22 protein-coding genes and 1 other RNA gene are annotated in these 23,225 nt (G+C 75.1%); 12 read left to right on the top strand and 11 right to left on the bottom strand.

What is annotated here, in order from left to right:
- The first annotated feature begins 140 nt into the window (after positions 1-140).
- Positions 141-1,583, top strand: a complete 1,443-nt coding sequence (locus CP977_RS10375) for an RNB domain-containing ribonuclease (RefSeq protein ID WP_152369962.1) — start codon at positions 141-143, stop codon at positions 1,581-1,583.
- Here CP977_RS10375 and CP977_RS10370 read toward each other — a convergent pair.
- Positions 1,528-2,367, bottom strand: a complete 840-nt coding sequence (locus tag CP977_RS10370) for a hypothetical protein (RefSeq protein WP_152369961.1) — start codon at positions 2,365-2,367, stop codon at positions 1,528-1,530. The two genes, CP977_RS10375 and CP977_RS10370, sit on opposite strands and share 56 nt — an antisense overlap.
- Positions 2,368-2,438: 71 nt before the next feature.
- The gene (locus CP977_RS10365; RefSeq protein WP_062756138.1) at positions 2,439-3,212 is read right to left on the bottom strand and encodes a MerR family transcriptional regulator; all 774 of its coding nucleotides are present in this window, start codon (positions 3,210-3,212) and stop codon (positions 2,439-2,441) included.
- A 78-nt stretch (positions 3,213-3,290) separates the two neighbouring features.
- Between CP977_RS10365 and rnpB the strand changes: the two genes are divergently transcribed.
- From rnpB to CP977_RS10345, 4 genes are all read left to right on the top strand, one after another.
- An RNA gene (gene rnpB / locus CP977_RS10360) (RNase P RNA component class A) lies at positions 3,291-3,697 on the top strand.
- Positions 3,698-3,836: 139 nt separating this feature from the next.
- Positions 3,837-4,022, top strand: coding sequence for an antitoxin (locus tag CP977_RS10355; RefSeq protein ID WP_062756140.1), 186 nt, complete (start codon positions 3,837-3,839; stop codon positions 4,020-4,022).
- A 136-nt stretch (positions 4,023-4,158) separates the two neighbouring features.
- Positions 4,159-5,172: a hypothetical protein gene (locus tag CP977_RS10350; RefSeq protein ID WP_152369960.1), complete on the top strand. Its 1,014-nt coding sequence runs from the start codon at positions 4,159-4,161 to the stop codon at positions 5,170-5,172.
- 62 nt (positions 5,173-5,234) lie between these two features.
- Positions 5,235-5,558: a nuclear transport factor 2 family protein gene (locus CP977_RS10345; protein ID WP_062756144.1), complete on the top strand. Its 324-nt coding sequence runs from the start codon at positions 5,235-5,237 to the stop codon at positions 5,556-5,558.
- A gap of 33 nt (positions 5,559-5,591) precedes the next feature.
- On the opposite strand, the gene CP977_RS10340 is transcribed toward CP977_RS10345, so the two are convergent.
- Positions 5,592-6,335, bottom strand: a complete 744-nt coding sequence (locus CP977_RS10340; RefSeq protein WP_062756146.1) for an SDR family oxidoreductase — start codon at positions 6,333-6,335, stop codon at positions 5,592-5,594.
- A gap of 135 nt (positions 6,336-6,470) precedes the next feature.
- Between CP977_RS10340 and CP977_RS10335 the strand changes: the two genes are divergently transcribed.
- Complete coding sequence (locus CP977_RS10335) at positions 6,471-8,102, top strand: alkaline phosphatase D family protein (protein WP_109185824.1); 1,632 nt, start codon at positions 6,471-6,473, stop codon at positions 8,100-8,102.
- A gap of 15 nt (positions 8,103-8,117) precedes the next feature.
- Here CP977_RS10335 and CP977_RS10330 read toward each other — a convergent pair whose 3' ends face one another.
- Positions 8,118-9,104 (bottom strand): Gfo/Idh/MocA family protein, encoded by a 987-nt coding sequence (locus CP977_RS10330; RefSeq protein ID WP_109185823.1) that lies wholly within the window; start codon positions 9,102-9,104, stop codon positions 8,118-8,120.
- 100 nt (positions 9,105-9,204) lie between these two features.
- Between CP977_RS10330 and CP977_RS10325 the strand changes: the two genes are divergently transcribed.
- Both CP977_RS10325 and CP977_RS10320 read left to right on the top strand, forming a co-directional pair.
- Positions 9,205-10,575, top strand: a complete 1,371-nt coding sequence (locus CP977_RS10325; protein WP_062757120.1) for a Bcr/CflA family multidrug efflux MFS transporter — start codon at positions 9,205-9,207, stop codon at positions 10,573-10,575.
- Positions 10,576-10,584: 9 nt separating this feature from the next.
- Positions 10,585-11,571 (top strand): small ribosomal subunit Rsm22 family protein, encoded by a 987-nt coding sequence (locus CP977_RS10320; protein WP_062756153.1) that lies wholly within the window; start codon positions 10,585-10,587, stop codon positions 11,569-11,571.
- On the opposite strand, the gene CP977_RS10315 is transcribed toward CP977_RS10320, so the two are convergent.
- Positions 11,568-13,004, bottom strand: a complete 1,437-nt coding sequence (locus CP977_RS10315; protein ID WP_152369959.1) for an MFS transporter — start codon at positions 13,002-13,004, stop codon at positions 11,568-11,570. The genes CP977_RS10320 and CP977_RS10315 overlap by 4 nt on opposite strands.
- A gap of 177 nt (positions 13,005-13,181) precedes the next feature.
- Between CP977_RS10315 and CP977_RS10310 the strand changes: the two genes are divergently transcribed.
- Entirely contained in the window at positions 13,182-13,793 is a 612-nt protein-coding gene (locus CP977_RS10310; protein WP_229991674.1) for a TetR/AcrR family transcriptional regulator, read from the top strand.
- Between the two features lie 77 nt (positions 13,794-13,870).
- Here CP977_RS10310 and ddaH read toward each other — a convergent pair whose 3' ends face one another.
- The gene (gene ddaH, locus CP977_RS10305) at positions 13,871-14,701 is read right to left on the bottom strand and encodes a dimethylargininase (protein WP_341874323.1); all 831 of its coding nucleotides are present in this window, start codon (positions 14,699-14,701) and stop codon (positions 13,871-13,873) included.
- Positions 14,702-14,856: 155 nt separating this feature from the next.
- Between ddaH and CP977_RS10300 the strand changes: the two genes are divergently transcribed.
- Complete coding sequence (locus tag CP977_RS10300) at positions 14,857-15,576, top strand: TetR/AcrR family transcriptional regulator (RefSeq protein ID WP_152369957.1); 720 nt, start codon at positions 14,857-14,859, stop codon at positions 15,574-15,576.
- A gap of 104 nt (positions 15,577-15,680) precedes the next feature.
- On the top strand, positions 15,681-16,460 hold the full coding sequence (locus CP977_RS10295) for a bifunctional DNA primase/polymerase (RefSeq protein WP_062756157.1): 780 nt from the start codon (positions 15,681-15,683) through the stop codon (positions 16,458-16,460).
- 68 nt (positions 16,461-16,528) lie between these two features.
- On the opposite strand, the gene CP977_RS10290 is transcribed toward CP977_RS10295, so the two are convergent.
- The 5 genes from CP977_RS10290 to CP977_RS10270 all read right to left on the bottom strand — a co-directional run bounded on the left by CP977_RS10290 (position 16,529) and on the right by CP977_RS10270 (position 21,532).
- On the bottom strand, positions 16,529-17,566 hold the full coding sequence (locus tag CP977_RS10290) for an SCO2278 family lipoprotein (RefSeq protein WP_208421729.1): 1,038 nt from the start codon (positions 17,564-17,566) through the stop codon (positions 16,529-16,531).
- A complete protein-coding gene (locus CP977_RS10285) occupies positions 17,523-18,383 on the bottom strand; it encodes an FTR1 family iron permease (protein WP_062756161.1) in 861 nt (286 codons plus the stop codon). Before CP977_RS10285 ends, CP977_RS10290 begins: the two co-directional genes overlap by 44 nt.
- Before the next feature lie 133 nt (positions 18,384-18,516).
- Positions 18,517-19,398 (bottom strand): heme ABC transporter ATP-binding protein, encoded by an 882-nt coding sequence (locus CP977_RS10280; protein WP_152369955.1) that lies wholly within the window; start codon positions 19,396-19,398, stop codon positions 18,517-18,519.
- Positions 19,395-20,492, bottom strand: coding sequence for a FecCD family ABC transporter permease (locus CP977_RS10275; RefSeq protein ID WP_152369954.1), 1,098 nt, complete (start codon positions 20,490-20,492; stop codon positions 19,395-19,397). The genes CP977_RS10280 and CP977_RS10275 overlap by 4 nt, the downstream gene beginning before the upstream one ends.
- Positions 20,489-21,532: a heme/hemin ABC transporter substrate-binding protein gene (locus tag CP977_RS10270; RefSeq protein ID WP_152369953.1), complete on the bottom strand. Its 1,044-nt coding sequence runs from the start codon at positions 21,530-21,532 to the stop codon at positions 20,489-20,491. Before CP977_RS10270 ends, CP977_RS10275 begins: the two co-directional genes overlap by 4 nt.
- Before the next feature lie 161 nt (positions 21,533-21,693).
- Here CP977_RS10270 and CP977_RS10265 point away from each other — a divergent pair, with 161 nt between their 5' ends.
- On the top strand, positions 21,694-23,121 hold the full coding sequence (locus tag CP977_RS10265; RefSeq protein WP_152369952.1) for an HtaA domain-containing protein: 1,428 nt from the start codon (positions 21,694-21,696) through the stop codon (positions 23,119-23,121).
- The last annotated feature ends 104 nt before the right edge of the window (positions 23,122-23,225 follow it).

The following is a 23,225-nucleotide window of genomic DNA, read 5'->3' as shown; positions in this document are numbered from 1 at the left end:
AAGCGGCGCCGGCCTGCCGGGCCGGGCCGCCGCCCCGCTGCGCCCCGGGGCACCGTCCCACCGAAGCCCGGCCGGCCCCGCCTCCGCCGCCGAAACGCCGTCGAAATGACGCGCCCGCCCCCACCCCCTACGCTCGGTCCATGCCCCGCCGCCCCCTACACGTGACCGGCGCAGCCGAGGCTCCGTTGCGGGCCGCCCTGCGCGCACTCCGTACCGAACTCGCGGTCCCCGAGGACTTCCCGCCCGCCGTCCTCGCCGAGGCCGAGGCCGCCGCGAAGGCGCCCCGGCTCCCCGCGCACGACGCCACCGACCTGCCGTTCCACACCGTCGACCCGCCCGGCTCCACCGACCTCGACCAGGCCGTGCACCTGGCCCGCAGGGCCGACGGCGGCTACCGCGTCCACTACGCCATCGCCGACGTCGCCGCCTTCGTCGCGCCCGGCTCCGCGCTCGACGCCGAGGCCCACCGCCGGGTCCTCACCCTCTACTTCCCCGACGGCAAGGTCCCCCTCCACCCCGCCGTCCTCTCCGAGGGGGCCGCCAGCCTCCTCCCCGGCGAGGCCCGGCCCGCCGTGCTGTGGCGGATCGACCTCGACGCCGAGGGGCGCAGGGTCGCCACCGACGTGCGCCGCGCCCTCGTCCGCAGCCGCGCCAAACTCGACTACGCGGGCGTGCAGCGGCAGATCGACTCCGGCACCGCCGAGGAGCCGATCGCCCTGCTGCGCGAGATCGGGCGCCTGCGCGAGGCCATCGAGATCGAGCGCGGCGGGATCTCCCTCGACGTCCCCGAGCAGGAGATCGTCGAGAAGGACGACGGCTACGACCTGGTCTACCGGGCCCCGTTCCCCTCCGAGAGCTGGAACGCGCAGATCTCCCTGCTCACCGGCATGGCCGCCGCCGACCTGATGACCGCCGCCGGGACCGGCATCCTGCGCACCCTCCCCACCGCGCCCGACGGCGCCGTCGCCCGGCTGCGCCGCTCCGCGCAGGCCCTCGGCGTCGACTGGCCGCACCACGTCCCGTACGCCGACGTCGTCCGCTCCGCCGACCCCTCGAACCCGCGCCACGCCGCGTTCCTCCAGGAGTGCACCACCCTCCTGCGCGGCGCCGGGTACACCGTCTTCACCGACGGGCACGTCCCCGACCCGGCCGTGCACGCCGCCGTCGCCGACGAGTACACCCACTGCACCGCCCCGCTGCGCCGGCTCGTGGACCGGTACGCGAGCGAGCTGTGCGTGGCGGCGGTCGCCGGGGACGAGCCGCCCGAGTGGGTGCGGGCCGCGCTGCCCCTGCTCCCCGACGAGATGGCCACGGGCTCGCGCCGCGCCAACTCCGTCGAGCGCGAGAGCGTCGACATCGTCGAGGCGGCGCTCCTGAAGGACCGGATCGGGGAACTCTTCGACGCGTACGTGATCGACGTCAAGGAGCGCGAGCCGTCCACCGGCACCGTCCACCTGGAGGACCCGGCGGTGGTCGCCCGGATCGCGGGCGGCGGGGCCCCGCTGCCGCTGGGGGAGTGGCTGCGGGTCAGACTCGCGGAGGCGGACCCGGGTCGGGCGAAGGCGCTGTTCGCACCCGCGTGAGTGCCTCGCGCACCGCCCCGTACAGGGCCTGCGGGTCGTCGGCGTGGACCCTGACGACCCGTACGGGCCGGGGCGCGTCGAGCAGCCGGGGCGCGTCCACCGGCTCGGTCAGCTCGACGGTGACGGAGGTCTGCGCGCCGACGGCGAGGTTCAGCTCGCCGTCCGTCTTCTCGTGGGAGAAGAGGGTCTCCCGCCGTACGGACGCGATCCGGTCGAGCGGGATCCGCAGGTCGACGTGGGCGGCCTGCCGCAGCCGCAGGACGCCTCCGGCGAGGACGTGCGGGCGGGTCGCGGAGGCGGCGTGCAGACCGAGGACGAAGAGCACGGTGTAGACGTCCAGGACGAGGACGATCCCGTGGACGACGGGCCAGCGGGCGAGCAGGAACGACAGGCCGACGGTCTCGACCACGCACACGAACGCGAAGCCGTACATCAGCGCGGCCTGGTCGCGGGCGTGCGGGAACACCCCGTCCGCGCCGGCGGTCCCGTGCGGCCGGCGCGCGACCCACCGCCCCAGGCTCGCGAGCAGCCGCAGCTCGTGCCCGAGGAGCCGCAGCACGGGCCCGGGCACCAGCTCCGCCACGGCGTCCCGCCACGAGAGCCCGCTGCGCCGCAGCCGCAGAAGGACGATGCCCTCGGCGAGGAGGAGCCCCACCACGAGGACTTCGGCGAGGCCCAGGACGACGGCGGGTATCCGTACGCCGCCGGCGAGACAGACGACGAGGACGACTTCGAGGGGCAGGACGGCCCAGGCGAGGACCCGGAGGGGACGCACGGACGTCACGGACCCCTCCCGCCGTCCAGGGAGCGGGCGCACGGACCCCTCCCTCCGTCCCCGGATCGGACGCACGGGCATCACGAACCCCCCTCCCGCCGCTCCCGGACGAGGCGCATCGCGAGGCGCAGGGCCGCCTCCTGGGCGGGGGAGAGGTCCGCGAAGACGGCGTCCGCGAGGAGGTTTCCGGAGTCCCGCCCACCCTCGACCCCCTCCGGCTCCGGCGGTTCGGCCCCGGGCAGGTCCGGCAGACAGTCCGCGAGCACCCGGGCGGCCCCGTCCACACGGGGATCGTCCGGCGCGGCGTCCTCCAGGGCGTCGAACAGCGCGTACACCTCGTGCGCGTACGGGGCCATGCCGCGCAGGGACTCCATCAGGCGCGCCCGCTCCTCCTCCGGCACGACGGCGTCGAGCAGGGCGAGGACCTGCCGGTCCTTCACGGCCATGGGGGAGGCGGGCAGCTCGCCCAGACCGGCCAGGAGCGCGCCGAACTCCGGCGAGACGGGCCCGTCGGCGGGCAGCCGCCCGGCCCGGGCCTCGTCCAGGAGGACGGCGAGCCGCTTCCGCCGCTCCCGCAGCACGGCCTCCTGCCGGGCGAGGTCGTCGGCCAGCTCCTCCAGGACCTCCACGAGCCCGCGCCCCTCGTCACCCGCGAGCACGTCCCGTACCTCGTCGAGGCCGAGCCCCAGCTCGGTGAGGCGCCGGATCCGGGCGAGCAGGACGGCGTCCCGGACGCCGTACTCCCGGTACCCGTTGGCCCGCCGGGCGGGCTCGGGGAGCAGCCCGGACTGGTGGTAGTGCCGCACGGCCCGGGGGGTGACCCCGACCAGGGCGGCGATCTCGCCGATACGCATGGGCCCAGTAGAAACCCTGACGCTGCGGCAGGGTCAAGCGCGGGCCGGCGCGGCGGGTAGCATGGTCGGCACGGCAGACGAGCCGGGCGGGCGGCCGCGTGGGGATCTTCGGACCCTCCCGAGGAACGTCCGGGCTCCACAGAGCAGGGTGGTGGCTAACGGCCACCCGGGGTGACCCGCGGGACAGTGCCACAGAAAACAGACCGCCGGGGACCGTACCCGTACGGGCCTCGGTAAGGGTGAAACGGTGGTGTAAGAGACCACCAGCGCCTGAGGTGACTCAGGCGGCTAGGTAAACCCCACTCGGAGCAAGGTCAAGAGGGGACACCCCGGTGTCCCTGCGCGGATGTTCGAGGGCTGCTCGCCCGAGTCCGCGGGTAGACCGCAGGAGGCCGGCGGCAACGCCGGTCCTAGATGGATGGCCGTCACCCCGACGACCGCGAGGTCCCGGGGCACAGAACCCGGCGTACAGCCCGACTCGTCTGCCCCTCAGGGCCCTGACCTGCGCAACCGCAGGTCAGGGCCCTTCTCCGCGAGGGTTGAGGGGCGCGCGGATGCGGCCGGGGCGGTGAGGGGGGACCCTTGAAGGTGCCCGCTGACGAACAGACTTCGAGGAGTACCACGATGTCGGTCATGGACAAGCTCAAGGGGATGCTCAAGGGCCACGAGGACCAGGCCGGAAAGGGCGTCGACAAGGCAGGCGACTTCGCCGACAAGAAGACCCAGGGCAAGTACAGCGGTCAGGTCGACACCGCCCAGGACAAGCTCAAGCGGCAAATGGGCCGCGACCAGGACACGCCGCCCCAGTGACAGAGCGGCACGGCGGCTTGCCGACCGGCTGACCGGTCGGCCACGGCCCGGCGGGCGCAAGCCGCCGGGCCGGATCGTTTTCCGCCTCGCCCCCGCCCCGGACGGTGCTCGAACGGATCTTCGGTAGGGTGCGCGGGTGACAGACGAGCGCAGGCCGTTCCCGGCCGCTGTGGAAGCCTTCGAGAGGGCCGTGCGGGCCCGGGACGCGGATGCCGCGGAGGACGCCTTCGACCGGTTGACGGGCACGGTGGGCGAGGCTCGGGACGCGGAGCTGCACGCGGCGGGGCCGCGTCTCTCGGCCTTCCTCGGTGAGGTTCCGCCCGGTCCTCGCGCCACGGTCGCCGTGCTGGTCGGCGCCTGCGTCGAGCGGGGCGCCGACCCGGTGGCCTGCGCGCCCGCCCTCTTCGCGGGCGCGTGGGACGCGTTCGAGCGGGCCGCCGACTTCTGCGCCTCCTGGAAGGAGGCCGGCCGCGGCGGGCTGCCGTCCCACGAGGGCGAGGGCCTGGAGGACGCCGACTTCGAGCGGTTCGGCTTCGAACCGGTGATGGCCTGGCAGTCGCTCCCGCAGTTCGAGATGGCGTGCGTGGCGGTGCTCAACTCCCCGGCCGTACGCCGGACCGCCCCCGGCCGGGCCGAACTCCGGGACGCCGTGGCGCGCGCCGCCGAGCTGTCGGGCGAGCCGTTCCAGTACCTCGTGTACGCCCTCGCCGTCCTCGACGACGAGCCGTTCGTCGCGATCGACCGCGCCACCGGCGCCGGGTTCGCCCTGCGCGCCTCCGGCATCGGCGACAACTTCCAGCTCCACACCCTCCTCGCCGACGCCCTGATCGGCGGCGGACACCTGCCGGGCACGGCGCCCTCGCCCGAGGCCGCCGCGATGTGCCGGGACCTGCCCGGCCAGACGCCCACCACCGGCTCCTTCAACCTGGTCGGCGCGGACGGCGAGTGGATCTGGAACGAGGGGAACCCCGCCGACGTCCCCGTCGTGGACGGCGTGCGCCTCCTGGTCCTCGACCCGCCCCCGTACGAGCGGGGCTGGGCCGCCGGCAGGTTCTTCCCCGGCATGACCGGCGACCTGGTCCTGGAGCGCGTCCTGAGCGCCGAGGAGAGCCGGGCCCTGCTCGCCCAGGTGGCCCAGCCCGGTCGCTGACACGCCGGGGCGCGCGGCCCGGTTCCGGGGGGCGGGCGGGGCGGGCGGTGTACGGGTAGGGCATGACCATTCCCGTGGAGCAGCTCTCCGACCCGGCCGTGCGCGCCTTCGTCGCGGCCCTCAACGCCAACGACCAGGAGGCCTTCCGGGCGGCCCTCACGCCCGGCGCCACCATGTCCGACGACGGCACCGACCGGAACCTCGACGAGTGGACCGAGAAGGAGGTCTTCTCCTCGCGCGGCCACATGGAGATCGAGTCCCAGAAGGCCGACGGGCGCGACCTCGTCGCCCGCTACCGCAACGACACCTGGGGCGAGATGCGGACCCGCTGGCGGTTCACCGTCGAGGACGGGAAGATCGCCCGGTTCGAGACCGGCCAGGCGTAGGGCGCGGGGCGGTGCCGCGCGGCGGCCGGGGCCTCAGCCCCGCCCGACGTACGGCATCGCCGTCGCCATCACCGTCGCGAACTGCACGTTCGCCTCCAGCGGCAGCCCCGCCATGTGCACCACCGTCGCCGCCACGTCCGCCGCGTCCATCACCGGCTCCGGCGCCAGCCGGCCGTCCGCCTGGAGGATGCCGGACTGCATCCGGGCCGTCATGTCGGTCGCCGCGTTGCCGATGTCGAGCTGGCCGCAGGCGATCCGGTACGGGCGCCCGTCCAGGGACAGGGACTTCGTCAGGCCCGTCATCGCGTGCTTCGTCGCCGTGTACGCGATCGAGTGCGGGCGCGGCACGTGCGCCGAGATCGAGCCGTTGTTGATGATCCGGCCGCCCTGCGGGTCCTGCTCCTTCATGGCCCGGAAGGCCGCCTGCGCGCACAGGAACGCGCCCGTCAGGTTGACGTCCACGACCGTCCGCCAGGTCGCCGGGTCCAGGTCTTCGACCGGGGTCCCGCCGCCCGCGAACGTACCGGCGTTGTTGAAGAGCAGGTCCACGCGCCCGTAGCGGTCCCGTACCGCCGAGAAGAGGGCCGCGACCCGCGCCTCCGACGTCACGTCCGTCGGGGCGCACAGGAAGTCCCCGTCCGGGGCGAGTGCCGCCGTCTCCTCCAGGGGCTCCGCCCGGCGGCCCGCGAGCGCCACCGACCAGCCCGCCGCCGCGAGCGCGAGGGCCACGCTCCGGCCGATGCCCGACCCCGCTCCCGTCACCACTGCGATGCTCATGGGCGCGCAGCGTACGCGAGACGCGTGCACCGTGAACTCATCCGTCCGACACGTGGATGTCCTGTACCCGACAACGCATGGTCGTCCCGGCCCCTTCGAATGACGAGCGCACAGCATCCGTCAGGGGAGGGGCACATGAGTCAGACACATCGGCACGGGCAAGAACTGCGGGACGCCGCACGGCACTTCGGGCGGCGGCGGTTCCTCACCGTCACCGGCGCCGCCGCCGCGCTCGCCTTCGCCACCCAGCTGCCCGCCGCCGGCTCCGCGGCCGCCGCCGAGCTCGACGCCCGGCGCGTCACCGAGGACCCGTTCACCCTGGGCGTCGCCTCCGGCGACCCGCTGCCCGGCTCCGTCCTGCTCTGGACCCGGCTCGCGCCCCGCCCCTTCGAGCCCGACGGCGGACTGCCCGACCGGCGCGTCACCGTCCACTGGGAACTCGCCCGCGACGAGCGCTTCCGGCGGACCGTGCGGCGCGGGGCCGCCACCGCCCACGCCGAGTTCCGGCACACCGTCCACGTCGAGGCCGAACACCTCGAACCCGGCCGGGAGTACTTCTACCGCTTCCGCGTCGGCGCCTGGACCAGCCCGGTCGGCCGCACCCGCACCGCCCCCGCCCCCGGCGCGCACAACGCGTCGCTCTCGCTCGCCGCCGTCTCCTGCCAGGCGTACCACGACGGCCACTTCACCGCCCACCGCCACCTCGCCGAGGAGGACGTGGACGTCGTCTTCCACCTCGGCGACTACCTGTACGAGTACGCCGTCAACGCCACCGGCGGCGCCCGCGCCTACACCGACCGCGTCCTCCCGGCCGTCTTCAACCGCGAGACCCTCACCCTGGAGGACTACCGGCTCCGCTACGCCCTCTACAAGACCGACCCCGACCTGCGGGCCGCGCACGCCGCCCACCCCTTCGTCGTCACCTGGGACGACCACGAGACCGAGAACAACTACGCGGGCGACACCCCCGAGAACACCGTCCCGCCGGAGGAGTTCCTGCTCCGCCGCGCCGCCGCCTACCGCGCCTACTGGGAGCACCAGCCGCTGCGCCGCCCCCAGCTCCCCGACGGCCCCGACATGAAGCTGTACCGGCGGCTGGGCTTCGGGCGGCTCGCGCAGTTCGACATCCTCGACACCCGCCAGTACCGCTCCGACCAGGCGTACGGCGACGGCTGGCAGGTCCCGGGGCCCGAGTCCGAGGACCCGTCGCGCACCCTGACCGGCGCCACCCAGGAGCGCTGGCTGCTCGACGGCTGGCGCCGCTCCCGGGCCCGCTGGAACCTCCTGCCGCAGCAGGTCGTCTTCGCCGAGCGCCGCGACCGCCCCACCGCCGACTTCAAGCTCTCCATGGACTCCTGGGACGGCTACCCCGCCTCCCGGCAGCGGATCCTGGCTGGCGCGGAGGCCGCCGGCGTCGAGAACCTGATGGTGCTCACCGGCGACGTCCACGTCTCCTACGGCCTCGACCTCAAGGCCGACTTCCGCGACCCGTCCTCCCGGACCGTCGGCACCGAGATCGTCACCACCTCGATCAGCAGCGGCAAGGACGGCGCCGACCGCCCCTCGAACTACGACAAGCTCACGCAGGCCAACCCCCACCTGCGGTTCTTCAACGGGCGGCGGGGGTACGTGAAGGTCTCGCTCGACCGCGAGAGCGCCCGCGCCGACTTCCGCACGGTCCCGTACGTGACGACGCCGGGCGCCCCCGTCACCACCGCCGCCTCCTTCGTCACCGAGGCGGGGAATCCGGGGCTCGTACCCGCGTGACCGTTCGTACGGAAGTCACTCGCCGGGATAGCGGACGCCGATGCGGTCCCGTACCGCGTCGAGCGTCCGCATCACCGCGAGCGAGCCGTCCAGCGGCACCAGCGGGGACTCCTTCTCGCCCGCCCGCAGACAGCGCATCACCTCGGCGGCCTCGTGCCGGAAGCCGTGCGGATCGGCCTCCGCCGTGAACTCCTCCGGCTCGGCGCCCTCGCGGTACAGGGTGAAGCGCTCGGGGAAGAAGAAGCCGCGCGGCACCTCGATCCGGCCGAGCGAACCCGTCACCGAGGCCGTCAGCGGGGTGTCCGCGGCGATCGAGCAGGACAGCAGGGCCGACGCCCCCGTGCCGGACCAGCCCAGCAGCATCCCCGTGTTCAGGTCGACGCCCTCAGGCGAGAGCAGCGCATGCGCCTGGACCGAGTCCGGCTCGCCGAGCAGCAGCTGCGCGAACGCCACCGGGTACACCCCCAGGTCGAGCAGCGCCCCGCCGCCCGTCTTCGGGTCCCGCAGCCGGTGGTCGGCCCCGAACGGGCCCGCGAGCCCGAAGTCCGCCTGGACGGTGCGGACCTCGCCGACGGCCCCGTCGCGCACCAGCTCCGCGATCCGCCGGATCAGCGGGTTGCAGTACATCCACATGGCCTCCATCAGGAAGAGGCCGCGGTCCCGGGCGAGGGCGACCAGCTCGGCCGCCTCCCGGGCGTTGAGCGTGAGGGCCTTCTCGCAGAGCACCGCCTTGCCCGCCTCCAGGGCGAGGCCGGCCGCCGTCCGGTGCGCGTGGTGCGGGGTCGCCACGTACACCACGTCGACGTCCGCGTCGGCGAAGAGCCCGGCCCACTCGCCGTACGCCCTCGGTATCCCGAACCGCTCCGCGAAGGCCTTCGCGGGCGCCTCGCGGCGGGACGCCACCGCCACCACCTCGGCGTCGTCGAGCGTCAGCAGGTCGGTGGTGAACCGCTCCGCGATGCCGCCCGTCGCCAGGATCCCCCAGCGCACCTTCTCGCCCATGTCCCCACCCGTCTCCATGCCCCCGCCCGTCTCGCAGAGGTCTCGACCATGCCGGTCGAGCTGAGAGCATAGGCAAGGATTCAACGAAATGGAGCTGTCGATGCCGGAGAGCGGCCAGAAAACAACACAAGGGAACATAAGCGAAGCCGTCTCCGGTGTGACGGGCACGCCCGGCGGGCCCGCCGCTCCCGTCGGGCCCGTCGCCCCCGGCGTCGCCGCCGCCCGCCGGGCCGGCCTGCTCGTCACCCTCGTCCTGGGCGGCCTCACCGCCCTCCCCCCGCTCTCCATGGACATGTACCTCCCGGCCCTGCCGGAGGTCACCGGCGCGCTGCGCGCGCCCGCCGCCACGATCCAGCTCACCCTCACCGCCTGCCTCGCCGGCATGGCCCTCGGCCAGCTCGTCGTCGGCCCCATGAGCGACAAGTGGGGGCGCCGCCGCCCGCTGCTCGCCGGCATGGTCGTGTACGTCCTCGCCACCGCCGCCTGCGCCCTCGCGCCCACCGCCGAGACCCTCATCGGCTTCCGGCTGCTCCAGGGCCTCGCGGGCGCCGCCGGCATCGTCATCGCCCGCGCCGTCGTCCGCGACCTCTACGACGGCGTCGAGATGGCCCGCTTCTTCTCCACCCTGATGCTGATCTCCGGCGTCGCCCCGATCGTCGCCCCGCTCATCGGCGGGCAGATCCTGCGGGTCACCGACTGGCGGGGCGTCTTCCACGTCCTCACCGGCGTCGGCGTCCTGCTCACCCTCGTCGTGTGGCGCTTCCTCGCCGAGACGCTGCCGCCCGAGCGGCGCCACGAGGGCGGGGTCGGGCAGGCCCTGCGCACCATGCGGGGGCTCCTCGCGGACCGGGTCTTCACCGGCTACACGCTGACCGGCGGCCTCGCCTTCGCCGTCCTCTTCGCCTACATCTCGGCGTCGCCGTTCGTGGTGCAGGAGATCTACGGCGCCTCGCCGCAGACCTTCAGCCTGCTCTTCGGCCTCAACTCCATCGGCCTCGTCGCCGTCGGCCAGATCAACGGCAAGCTCCTCGTCGGCCGCGTCAGCCTCGACAAGGTGCTCGGCTGGGGCCTCGCGGTCATCCTCCTCGCCGCGATCGCGCTGCTCCTCATGACCGGCGGCGTCTTCGGGAAGGTCGGGCTCGCGCCCGTGGCCGCCGGGCTCTTCGTCCTGATGTCCGCGATGGGCCTCGCGATGCCGAACACCAACGCCCAGGCCCTGATGCGCACCCCGCACGCCGCCGGGTCCGCCTCCGCGCTCCTCGGCACCACCTCCTTCCTGGTCGGCGCCGTCGCCTCCCCGCTCGTCGGCATCGCGGGCGAGCACACGGCCGTCCCGATGGCCGTCGTCCAGCTCACCTGCGCCGTCCTCGCCCTGGCCTGCTTCCTGGGCCTGTGCCGCCCGTGGCAGAACGCCCCGCGCGCGGAGGGCGCCGGAACCGGAGCCGGGAAGGCACCGGACCCGGCCGCCTAGACTGTCTCGGTGAACGCCTCCGCCCCCTCCGCCGACTCCCTGCGCGCCGCCCTCGCCGGACTCCTCGACGGCCTCCCGCCCCAGCGGGCCGCCCAGGCCGTCGACCGGCTGATCGCCACCTACCGGGGCACCACCCCGACGGACGCCCCCGTGCTCCGCGACCGCTCCGACGTCGCCGCGTACGCCGCGTACCGCATGCCGGCGACCTTCGAGGCGGTACGGGGCGCCCTGGACGCCCTGCGGGAGGCCGCGCCCGACTGGGCGCCGCGCACCCACACGGACGTCGGCGGCGGCACGGGCGCGGCGACCTGGGCCGTCGCGGAGGCCTGGGGCGAGGTCCCGCCCCGCACCACCGTCCTCGACTGGGCCGAGCCCGCCCTCGCGCTCGGCCGCGAGCTGGCCGGCGGCGTCCTCGACGCGGAGTGGCGGCGCGAGCGGATCGGCGGCGCGCTGCGCCTCGCCGACACGGACCTGGTCACCGTCTCGTACGTCCTCAAGGAGCTGACCGAGGCCGACCGGACCTCGCTCGTCGCCGAGGCGGCCCGCGCCGCGCGGGCGGTCGTGGTGGTCGAGCCGGGCACCCCGGACGGCTACGAGCGGATCATCGCGGCCCGCGCCCTGCTCGTCGGGGCCGGGTTCACCGTCGCCGCGCCCTGCCCGCACAGCGGGGCCTGCCCGATCGCGCCCGGCACGGACTGGTGCCACTTCTCGGCCCGGGTCAGCCGCTCCTCGCTGCACCGGAAGGTGAAGGGCGGCTCGCTGGCGTACGAGGACGAGAAGTACGCGTACGTGGCCGCCGTCCGCTTCCCGGTGGACCCCGCAGCCGCCCGGATCGTCCGCAGGCCGCAGATTCGCAAGGGCCTGGTCCAGCTGGAGCTCTGCGGCCCCGAGGGACTCTCCCGCGACACCGTCACCAAGCGCCACGGGCCCCTGTACAAGCAGGCCCGTGACGCGGAGTGGGGCGACCCGTGGCCGCCGGAGGCGGACGCCCTCTAGGGCCTGTCCGCCTGCCGCCGGTTCCGGCGCAGGAGGAGGGCCGGGGCGAGGGCGGCGACGAGGACGACGGCCGCGTTGACGAGGACCGCGCGGGCGATGCCGCCGGGGAGCGTGGCGGCGGTGACGACCACGGCGCTCATGACCGGGGTGCCCAGGGTGATGCCGACCTGCTGCGTCATGGTGGCGATGCCGGTGGCCATGCCCTGCTCGGCGTCGGGCAGGCCGGAGGTGGCCGTCACCATGAAGCCGACGATGGCGAGCATGTTGCCGATCCCGCCCGCGAAGGTGGCGGCGAGCAGCAGCCCGTACGTGCCCGGTCCGTCGCCGAGCCCGACGAGGGAGAGGGTCGCGACGGCCTGGAGGGCCCCGCCGGCGATCAGGGCGGTACGGGGCGAGAACCGGCCGATGAAGCGGGGGGCGAGCAGTCCGCCGAGGACCGTGCCCGCGCCCAGGACGCCGAAGGAGAGGCCGGCGGCGAGCGGGGAGAAGCCCAGGACGTCCTGGAGGTGCAGGGTCATCAGGAAGACCAGCGAGGTCTCGGTGGCGAAGGCGAGGAGTCCGGCGAGGTTGCCCCAGACGACGGTGCGGCGCTTCAGGACCCGGATCGGGACGAGGGGCGCGGCGGAGCGCCGCTCGACGAACGGGAAGGCGGTGAGCAGGGCGACGGCCGCGACCAGGGCGACGAGGACGCCGGGATCGGTCCAGCCGTGCTCGCCGGCGGCGGTGAGGCCGTAGACGAGGGCGAGCAGTCCGCCGGTGACGGTGATCGCGCCGGGGACGTCGAGGCGGGGCCGCTCGGCCGGGCGGCTCTCCTTTATGACGGCGGGGGCGACGAGCAGGACGGCGAGGGCGACCGGCACGTTGACGAAGAACGCCCACCGCCAGGAGAGCAGGTCGGTGAGGACGCCGCCGAGGACGGCCCCGGTGGTGAAGCCGGCCGACATCAGGGCGCCGTTGAGGCCGAGGGCCTTGTCGCGCAGCGGCCCCTCGGGGAAGGCGGAGGTCAGCAGGGAGAGCCCGGCCGGGGTGACGGCGGCGGTGGCGAGGCCCTGGGCGACGCGGGCGGCCATGAGCAGTTCGGGCGTGGTGGCGAGGCCTCCGGCGAGGGAGGCGGCGCCTAGGACGGCCATGCCGCCGAGGAAGACCCGGCGGCGGCCGAGGAGGTCGGCGACGCGCCCGAAGAGGAGGGTGAACCCGGCGGCGGCGAGGGCGAAGGCGGTGGCGATCCACTGGAGGCCGCCGAGGGAGAAGCCGAGCCCTTCCCCGATGACGGGCAGGGCGACGTTCAGGATCGAGAAGTCGACGGCCAGCATGAACTGGGCGACGAGGAGGACGACGAGGACGAGCCGCATCCGCCCGTCCATGCGGGGAGCGGTGACGGCCTCGGAGGCGGCCGGGGCGGCCGGGGCGGGCGGGGTGTCGAGCGCGGTCATGACGGGACCCCTTAAAGGGACGTTGGTTCCGTTAAGATGACGCAGACGGTAGCAGAGTGAGGAGCGCTAATGGAACAGGATTCCCGTTTGGGCGAGGGCTCGTCGGCCGAGGGCGGAGGGGGGGCCGCTTCGGGGGAGGGCGGGGGGGAGGCCGCTTCGGGGGAGGGCCCGTCCGCGGTGCCCGGCACCCGGCGGCCCGGCGGCCGTACCGCCAAGGTCCGCCGCGCCGTCCTCGACGCCACCCAGGAGACCCTGGCGGCCTCGGGCTTCCACACCCTGAACATGGACCGGATCGCCGCGAGCGCGGGCGTCGGCAAGACCACCGTCTACCGCCGCTGGGGCTCCCCGGTCGGCCTGGTCGCCGACCTCCTGGACGACATGGCCGAGCAGTCCCTGCGCGCCGCCGACACCGGCGGCCTCGCGGGCGACCTGCGGGCCAACGCCGCGCTCGTCCTGGAGACCCTCACCGACCCCCGGATGGGCGCCGTCTTCCGGGCCGTCATCGCCGCGGCCGCCTGCGACGAGGAGTGCGCGCGCGCCCTGGGCGGCTTCTACCGCACCCGGCTGGCCGAGTGGGCCCCGGTGGGGGAGCGGGCCGTGGCCCGGGGCGAACTTCCGGCCGGCACCGACCCGCTCGAACTGCTCCGCGCGGTCTCGGCCCCGCTCTACTACCGGTTCGTCGTCACCCACGAGGAGCCGACCCCCGCCGACGCCGAACGGGCCGTCACGGCGGCCCTGGCCGCGGCGGCGGCGGGCGCCTTCGTGCCGGGCGCCGCGGACGCCCGCTAGAGGGGTGGTCGCACCGCCGCCCCCGTACCACGGCGCGGTACGGGGGCGGCGGCTCCACGAAGGGGCTCGCCGAGGGGCTAGGGGCGCAGCTCCTGCGTGCAGCACTTCACGCTGCCGCCGCCCTTGAGCAGCTCGCTCAGGTCCAGGCCGACCGGCTCGAAGCCCCGGTCGCGGAGCGGGGCGAAGAGGCCCACCGCCGCCTGCGGCAGCAGGACGTTCCGCCCGTCGCTCACCGCGTTGAGCCCGAAGGCCGCCGCGTCCTCCTCCGTCGCGATCAGGGCGTCGGGGAAGAGCCGGGCCAGTACCGCCCGGCTGCCGGGCGAGAAGGCGCCCGGGTAGTACATGACCTCGTCCCCGGCGTCGTCCAGGACGCACAGTGCCGTGTCCAGGTGGTAGTAGCGCGGGTCCACCAGGTCCAGGCCGATCACCGGGCGGCCGAAGAACTCCTGCGCCTCGCCGTGCGAGAGCGGGCTGGCGCGGAAGCCGCGCCCCGCGAGGATCCAGGAGGCGGTGACGGCGAAGTCCCCCTCGCCCTCGTTCACGTGCTGCGGGATCCGCAGGTCCTCCTCCGCCCAGCCGCTGCGGCGGAACCAGTCCAGGTGCGCGTCGGCCTCGGCCGCGCGCTCCGGATACGCGAACCGCGCGCCGAGGACCCGGCCCCCGACGACGGTCGCGCCGTTCGCCGCGAAGACCATGTCCGGCAGCGCCGGGTCCGGCTCCAGGACCTCCACGGTGTGGCCGAGCGCGCGGTAGCGGTCCCGCAGGTCCTCCCACTGGGCGAGGGCGAGCGCCGGATCGACGGGTTTCGCGGGATCCATCCAGGGGTTGATGGAGTACGTCACCGTGAAGTGCGCGGGTGGGCACATCAGGTAACGGCGGGGCGAGGGCGAGCGCGGAGTGGTGCGCAAAGAAGGCTCCTCACGGACGGACGGGCGGAAGCACCGAGGTGCGGTGGACCCCATGGTCCGTCCTCGGGGCCCTCCGCGCAGTGGACCGTTCGGGTGGTTCGCGCACCACCCGCCACGGCGAGACGTGTCGTCTCGCCCACGGCTAGATTGACCCCATGCCCACACCCGAACCCGGTCCCGGCCCCACACCTGAACCCGAACCCACACCCGGTCCCCAGTCCGGTCCCGAGCCCGACGGCGGAACCGGCCCCGGTCCCGGGGCCAGAACCCTCCCCGACGCCTCCCGCCGCAGCGAGCGCTCCCGGCGCGCCATCTTCGACGCCGCCCTCGCCCTCGTCACCGAGAACGGCTACGCGAAGACCACCGTCGAGGGCATCGCCGCCCGCGCCGGCGTCGGCAAGCAGACCATCTACCGCTGGTGGCCCTCCAGGGCCGCCGTCCTCCTCGACGCCTTCCTCGACCTCCAGGCCCGGGCCGCCGAGGCCATGGGCGGCGACGCCGGAAGTGAGATCCCCGACACCGGCGACCTCGCCGCCGACCTCAAGCACGTCCTGCGCGCCACCGTGGACGAGATGAACGCCCCCGCCTTCGAGGGCCCCACCCGCGCCCTCGCCGCCGAGGGGATCACCGACCCCGACCTCGGCGCCCGCTTCACCGAGGCGCTGCTCGAACCCCAGCTCCAGCACTACGTACGCCGTATCGAGGCCGCCCGGGAGGCCGGTGACGTGGACCCCGGCACCGACCCCCGCCTCGCCGTCGAACTCCTGGTCGGACCCCTCCACCACCGGTGGATCCACCGCACCCTGCCGCTCACCCACGCCTACGCGGACGCCCTGGTCGACCACGTCCTGCACGGTCTCGCCCCGAGGTCCTGAGGGGCCGGGAAGCACCCCGGTTCCGCACTCCGGTCACCCGGGGCGCAGGATGGTGGGACCATGGGCAGAGCCGAACGGGCGAGCGCGAGGTTGTGAGGGGATAGATGGGCGACGGCATCGGCCGCTACCGCGGCACGGAGAGCAGACTCGCACAGTGGCTGCGCAGGCGCCCCAAACGCACCGCGGCCGACGACGGGAACGACCGCGAGAAGCTGCTCCTGGCCGTCGCCGCTGCCGGGCTGCCCCTGGCCCCCGCCGCGTACCCCGTCGGCTACAGCTGTTCCTGCGAACGGATCGGCTGTCCCACCCCCGCCCGGCACCCCGTCTCCTTCGCCTGGCAGACCCAGTCGACCACCGACCGGAGCCAGATCGAGCGCTGGGCGCGCAACGAGCCCGAGGCGAATTTCATCACCGCCACCGGCATGGTCCACGACGTCCTCGACGTGCCGCTGGCCGCCGGCCGCGCCGCCCTGGAACGCCTCCTCGCCGAGGGCGTCGAGGTCGGCCCCGTCGCCGAGTCCCCGGCCGCGGGCCCCGGCGGCGGCCGGATGCTCTTCTTCACCGCCACCCGCGGCACCCCCGAGGACGAGGACGAGTGGTGGCCCTGTGAGCTGGACTGCCACCCCGAGACCATGGACGAGCACCCGGGGCTCCGCTGGCACTGCCGCGGCAGCTACGTCCTCGTCCCCCCGGCCCGCCTCCCCGGCGACGAGGACGCCCACCCGGTGGTCGCCTGGGTCCGCGGCCCCGAGCACCCGCTGCCCGATCCGCTGAACCTCCTGGAGACCCTCCAGGACGCCTGTGCCCGCCACGCGGCCGAGCGTGGCGCGGACGGCGACGGCGGGCACCCGGCCCACGAGATCGCCTGGCCGCTGACCCGGTGAGCCGCTGACCCGTACGTCCCGGAGCGGTCCGGAAGAGAACCGGAACGGTCCGGAGGAGAACCGGTGCGTTACGAGCCCACCGCGCCGACCACGCCCTGGAGCCGGCCCGTGACCGTGACCCCGTCCCGGGCCGTGCCCGCCGGCTTCACCAGGACCGCCTGGCTGGACACCCACTCCCGGGTGACCGTGCTCTTCACCTCGCCGGTCATCAGCGCCTTCACGTCCTTCGGGACCTTGGGCCGGTAGCCCGGCGCCGCCGTCTGCCGCTCGAAGTACCGGGTCGCGAAGAAGACCAGCGCGCCCCCGTCCCGGGTCCGCAGCCCCAGCGGCGCGAAGGCCCCCCGGTCGGTGATCCGGTCCACGTACTGGGTGGCGAGCCCCGGCCGCCGGGCGCTCTGCTCCCGCTGCTCCCGCCACCCGCTGGTGTGCGGACCGGCCGCGAACGGCCCCGGCTTCCCGTCCTTCAGGTACGCGACGTACTCCGTACCGAGCTTCCCGGGCGCGACCGCCAGCGCGTCGGTGTCCGCGGCGACCGGCACCGCGTACCCCTCCTCCTTGGCGAACTCCGGGACCTCGGTCACGCCGAGGACGTTGAGGTAGGTGGCCTTCCACTGCTCCTGGGGGCCGTTGCGCACGAAGACGAGCAGCCAGCGCCGGTCCTTGTCGCCCTGGTCGACGTCCCGGTTGGAGTCGGTGTCCGCGACGAACCAGCGCGGCCAGCCCGCCTTGCGGGGCAGCAGGAAGCGCGCGTCCGTCAGCTCCAGCGGCCTGTGCTTCGCGTTCCCGCCCGGGCTGGTGACCGCGCGGGCGCGCAGCCCCGCCTGGTTGATCTCCCCGAGGGGCCCGGTGACCCGGTCCGCGTCGAGCGCCGGATCGTGCGCCTTGTCGGCGCGGTTGAAGGCGTCCGTGAAGTCCGCCAGGGCCTGCGCCGCCTCGGCCTCCGTCGCCGGCGGTACGAGGGCCAGCTCGCCGTGCACCGTCACGCAGCCGCTCGCCGTCAGCGCCAGGGCGGTCACGGCCGCCGTCGCCGCGAGCAGCCGCACCGGCCGTGCCGGCCACCGCTCACGAGGTCGTTCCGGCGCTCGCCCCACCCTCAGCCGTCTCATCGGTCGCCTTCTGCTTCTTCACCCGCGCGGACGGACCCGACCCTATCGGGGCGAGGAACAGCGCGAGCGCCGGGACCGCATACAGCGCCCACACCGTGACCTGAAGGACCGTCGGGTCCGGCCGGAGGCCGAGGGCGCCTTCGAGGAGCGCGCCGTACCAACTGTCCGGCGGGACCGCCGCCGAGACGTCGAAGAGCGCGTCCGCCGGGCCGCCGAGCAGCCCCGCCTCCTGGAGGTCGCGCACGCCGTGCGCGAGGACGCCCGCCGCCGCCACGAGCAGCATTCCGCCGGTCCGGGCGAAGAACCCCGCCGGGCCGATCCGCAGCACTCCCCGGTGGAGCAGCAGGCCGAGGAGGACCGCCGTGAGCAGGCCGAGGAGGACCCAGACGAGGGGCTGGAACGAGCTGCCGGGACCGTCCGGCACGGCCGCCCGCACCGACTCCCCCACGAAGAGCGACGTCTCCGGGCCCTCGCGGCCCACCACCAGGAAGGCGGCGGCGACGAGCACGCCCGTCCCGGCGCCGACGGCCCCCCGACCCGGGCGCCGCAGCCGGAAGACCGTCCACGTCACCAGGGCCGCCGCGGCGATCGACAGCGCGCCGCCGATCAGCGCCCGTGCCTCCGGGGTCAGCTCCCGGGAGCCGGACTCCAGGGCGGTGCCGAGGGCGAGGCAGACGCCGACGGCCGCGCCGGCGCCGGCCAGAAGCGGCGCCGTGGCGTCCCTGCGCCCGGCCCCCACCAGGTACGCGGCGAGGAGGCAGACGACCAGGCCGGCCGCCAGGCCCTCGCGCAGGCCGAACAGATAGGTGCCGTACACGGCTCTCCCCTCCCGCTGTCACGCGTGCGGGGGCGACCCGGTCACGGCCGCCCCGTACCGCCATCGGACGAGTATCCCCGGCGGGGACCCGCCCCGCCGGGCCGGGGTCACCGCCGACAGGGGTGACGGGCCGTCAAAGGACCTTCGGGGAAGGCGTACCGACCGCGTCCGCGTGCCGTACGGGTACGACGAGGGGGACCCCGGTCCGGGGGTGCGGCAGCACCTCCACCGGCTGCCGGTACACCCGGCTCAGGAGCTCCGCGCCGAACACCTCGGAGGGGGGTCCCTCCACCGCGATCCGCCCGTCGTGCAGCACCCCGACCCGGTCGGCGTGGGCGGCGGCGAGCCCCAGGTCGTGCAGGACCACCGCCACGGCGGCCCCGGCCGCCGCCCGCTCCCGGCAGACCCGCAGGACCAGTTCCTGGTGGCGCAGGTCCAGGGCGGCCGTCGGCTCGTCCAGCAGCAGGAGGCCGGCCCGCTGGGCCAGGACGCGGGCGAGGGACACCCGGGCCCGCTCGCCGCCGGACAGCGCGGAGAACGGGCGGTCGGCGAACTCCTCGGTCTCGGTGGCCGCCATCGCCTCCGCGACCGCCTCGTCGTCCTCGTCCTCCCGGGCGGTCCCGGCCCAGGGCGCCCGGCCCATCCGTACGACCTCGGCGACGGGGAACGGGAACGACAGGGTGGCGTCCTGGGGCAGCACGGAGCGGCGCAGGGCGAGTTCGGCGGCCGTCCAGGCGTGCGCGGGCCTGCCCCCGATCCGTACCTCCCCGGCGTCCGGGGCGAGGTCGGCGGCGAGGGCGGCGAGGAGCGTCGACTTCCCGGCCCCGTTCGGGCCCACCAGGGCGAGCACCTCCCCGGCCCGCACCCGGGCCCCGGCACCGTCGAGCACGGCCCGCCGGCCCCGCTCGATCCGCACCCCGACGGCCTCGGCGACCACCTCGCCGGGCGCGGCGGGGGAGGGCAGCCCGCGCGGGTGCCGGTTCGGGAGGAGCCCCCGGAACAGTACGGACGTCATGCCCAACCACCTTGCTTGCGACGGGTCCTGCGCAGCAGCCAGAAGAAGAAGGGACTGCCGATGAGGGCGGTGAGGACGCCCAGGGGGAGCTCGGCCGGGGCCGCGACCGTACGGGCCGCGAGGTCGCCGGCGGTGAGGGCGACCGCGCCGCCCAGCGCGCTGCCCGGCACCAGGAAGCGGTGGCCCGGGCCGTTCGCCATGCGCAGGACGTGCGGGATCACCAGGCCGACGAAGGCGACGATGCCGGAGACCGCGACCGCCGCCGCCGTGAGCAGCGCCACCACCAGGATCAGGGAGAACCGCAGCCGCTCCACGTCCACGCCCAGATGGCGGGCGGGCCGCTCGCCGAGCGCGAGCAGGTCGAGCCGGCGGGCGTGGAAGGGGGCGACGAGCAGGCCGACGAGCGCGCACGGCAGGACGGCGAGGACCTTCGGCCAGGTCGCCTGGGCGAGCGAACCGAGCTGCCAGAACGTGATCTGGCTGATCTGCGCGTTGTCGGCGAAGAAGATGAACAGGCCGATGAGCGCGCCCGCGAACGCGGTCACCGCGATGCCCGTGAGGATCAGCGTCACCACCTCCGTGCGCCCGCCCGAACGGGACATCGCGTACACGACGACCACCGTCACCAGGCCGCCGGCGAAGGCGCAGGCGGTCACCGTCCAGTTGCCGAAGAAGGTGAGGCCGAACGCGATGGCGCCGACCGCGCCGACGGCCGCGCCCGAGGAGACGCCGATGACGCCGGGCTCGGCGAGCGGATTGCCGAACACGCCCTGCATCAGGGCGCCCGCGCAGCCGAGGGAGGCGCCGACGAGGACGGCGAGGACGACCCGGGGCAGCCGGATGTTCCACAGGACGCTCTCCGCCGTGCGGTCGAGCGCGTGCCCGCCGAGCCCGGCCCGGTGCCGCAGGGAGGCGAGGACGTCCCCGAGCGGGATCTCGTACGCCCCGATCCCGGCGGACAGGAGCGCGAGGAGGAGCAGGGCGGCGAGCAGGGAGAGGGTGAGGACGGTGGCCCTGCCGCGCCGGGCGCGCGGGACGGCCGGGGCCTTGCCGGACGGTCCGGCCACCGCGGGGTTCTCCTGGAGCGCGGTCACTTCTTCTTCCCGTACAGCTGGTCGACCAGGGAGCGCAGCACCAGGTCGGTGCGCGGCCCGTAGTTGAGGAGGACGCCGTCGTCCACGGTGACGACCCGGCGGTCCGTGCCGGCCGGGGTCTCGGCGACGCCGGGGACCTTCACCAGGCCGTCGATCCCGCCGACCGATTCCAGGCCCTTGCTCATGACGAGGATCGCGTCGGGCGCGGCCTTCGCCAGGGCCTCGCTGGTGATCGGGGTGAAGTCCTTGACCAGGCCGGACTCCTTGCCCGCGTCGACCGCTCCGGCCGCTTCGAGCAGGGAGCTCGCGCCGGACTCGGCGCCGCCGAGCAGATAGACGGCGGCCGAGCCGCGCACGTAGAGGAAGGCCACCCGGGGCTTCTCCGCGCGGGCCGGGATCGTCTTCCGCACGACGTCGATCCGCTCCTGGGTGCGGGCGCGCAGGGCGGTGCCGGAGTCGGGCACGCCGAGGGCGGCGGCGACCGCGTCGATGCGGGTGCCGACGTCGGCGAGGGACTTGGCGGGCTTCACGACGACGAGGGGGACGCCCGCGTCGCGGATCTGCTCGATCGCCTCGGCCGGTCCGGTGGTGCCCTCGGCGACGACGAGGGTGGGCTTCAGGGAGAGGACGCTCTCGGCGGAGACGTCGTGGGCGCGGGTCACCACCGGGAGCTTCTCCGCCTGTTCGAAGGTGGCGGTGACGTCCCGGGCGACGACCCGGTCGCCGAGGCCGAGGGTGAAGACGATCTCGCTGAGGGAGCCGCTGAGCGGGACGATCCGCTCGGTGGAGGCGACGGTGACCTTCCGTCCGTCGGCCGAGTCGACCGTGACGGGCAGGCGGGGCGCGGCCGGGGCGGCGAGCGGTTCGACCCGGTCGGGGGCGGCCGCGGTCTTCGCGGCGGGGGCGCTCTTCGCGCCGGGGGCGCCGTCTCCGCTCCCGCTCCCGTTTCCGCAGCCGGTCGCCGCGAGGGCGAGGGCGAGCACTGCCGTCAGTGCTCCCGCGAGGCGAGTTCTGCGCACCGGGCACCGTCCTGTCGTCATTCCGTTTGTCCTGCTCGTATGCCCTGCCCGTACGGCCGGGTCGTGGCTCCGGAACTCCCGGGGCCGGGGGTTCGGCAGTCTCCGGGGCCGGGGGATTCCGTCCGGAGCTCGGCATAGCTTAGGTTAGCCTTACCTATGTTGCCAGCCCTCGGAGGGGTTCCATGCTGCTGTCCAGACCCGCCCGCGCGCTCGCCGTGACCCTGTTCGCGGCGCTGCTCGCCACCCTGATCCCGGCCTCCGCCGCCCACGCGGAGAGCCGTACGGTGCAGGGCGGGCGGCTCGACTGGGGCATCAAGTCCTCCTTCCAGAGCTACGTCACCGGGCCCGTCGCGCAGGGCGGCTGGAGCCTCACCGGCGGAGCCGCCACGGTCGGCGGCAGCCAGTTCCGCTTCCACTCCGCGCGGGGCTCGTACGACCCGGAGACCGGCGCCTTCGAGGCGGCCTTCTCGGGCGGCGTCCGGTTCACCGGCCACCGCAAGGCGGACGGCACGAACGAGCTGGACCTCACCATCAGCCGCCCCCGGATCCGCGTCCAGGGCGGGCGGGGCACCCTCTACGCCGACATGGCGAGCAAGGCCAAGGGCAGCGGCCGTACGACCGTCTCCTCGCAGGTCCCGCTCGCCACCCTGCACCTCGGCGGCATCGACATGCGCGGCGGCGGCAGCCCCGTCGCCCTCGCCGGCGTCCCCGCCACCCTCACCGCGCAGGGCGCCACCGCCTTCGCCGGCTACTACCCGGCCGGCACCCGGCTCGACCCCGTGTCCCTCTCCGTCGACGTCCGCGCGCCGCGGCCGAAGACGCCGACCACCGCGCCCACCTCCGCCGCCCCTACGAAGGCCCCGGAGCCCTCGAAGTCCCCGGCCCCGGCCGCCGGTTCCTTCCGGGACGCGGCCGTCGACTGGGGCGTCCGCCGCACCTTCCGCGAGTACGTCACCGGCAGCATCGCGCAGGGAAAGTGGACCCTCGCCGACGGCGCCCGGGACGGCGGCGCGCTCTTCCGCTTCACCGCCGGCAAGGGCACGTACGACCCGGCGGGGAAGACCCTCGACGCCGCCTTCGCGGGCAGCGTCCGCTTCACCGGCACCCACCTCGACCTCACCCTCGGCAAAGTGACCGTCCGCGTGAAGGACGGCAAGGGCACCCTCGGCGCCGACGTCACCACCTCCGGCAGGACCGAGAAGAACGTCCCGCTCGTCACCTTCGCCGTCCCCGACCTCGCCCCGAAGAACGGCCTCGCCGCCGTCACCGAGGCCCCCGCCACCCTCACCGAGGGCGGCGCCGGGGCCTTCGGCGGGATGTACAGGGCCGGGACCGCGATGGACCCCGTCTCGCTCGCCGTCACCGTGGACGAGAAGGCGCAGCTGCCCCCGCTCCCGGACCTCGGCAGCGACGCGGCGGCCGCCCCGCCGGCCGCGGCCGCCACCACCGCCCCGGCGAAGCCGGCCGCGACCGCCCCGGCAGCCGCCGCCTCGTCCTCCGGCCCCTCCGCCGGCACGTACCTCGCGATCGGCGCGGGCGTCCTCGCCGTCGCCGCGCTCGCGGCCCTCGCCGTCGTACGCCGCCGCCGCGCAGACGCCCCCGCTCCCTGAACCACCCCACCGCGCCGCCGTCCCGGCGCTCCCCACCCCCTCGCCGCGCGCCCCGTGCGGCCGACCCCGCGCGCACCCCCGCGCCCCGCGCACCATTAGGAGAA

It is taken from the genome of Streptomyces cinereoruber, from assembly GCF_009299385.1.
GTDB classification, from domain to species: Bacteria; Actinomycetota; Actinomycetes; order Streptomycetales; family Streptomycetaceae; genus Streptomyces; species Streptomyces bikiniensis.
Note: the sequence above shows the minus strand (reverse complement) of the source record. Positions and strands in the feature narration are given on the sequence as shown.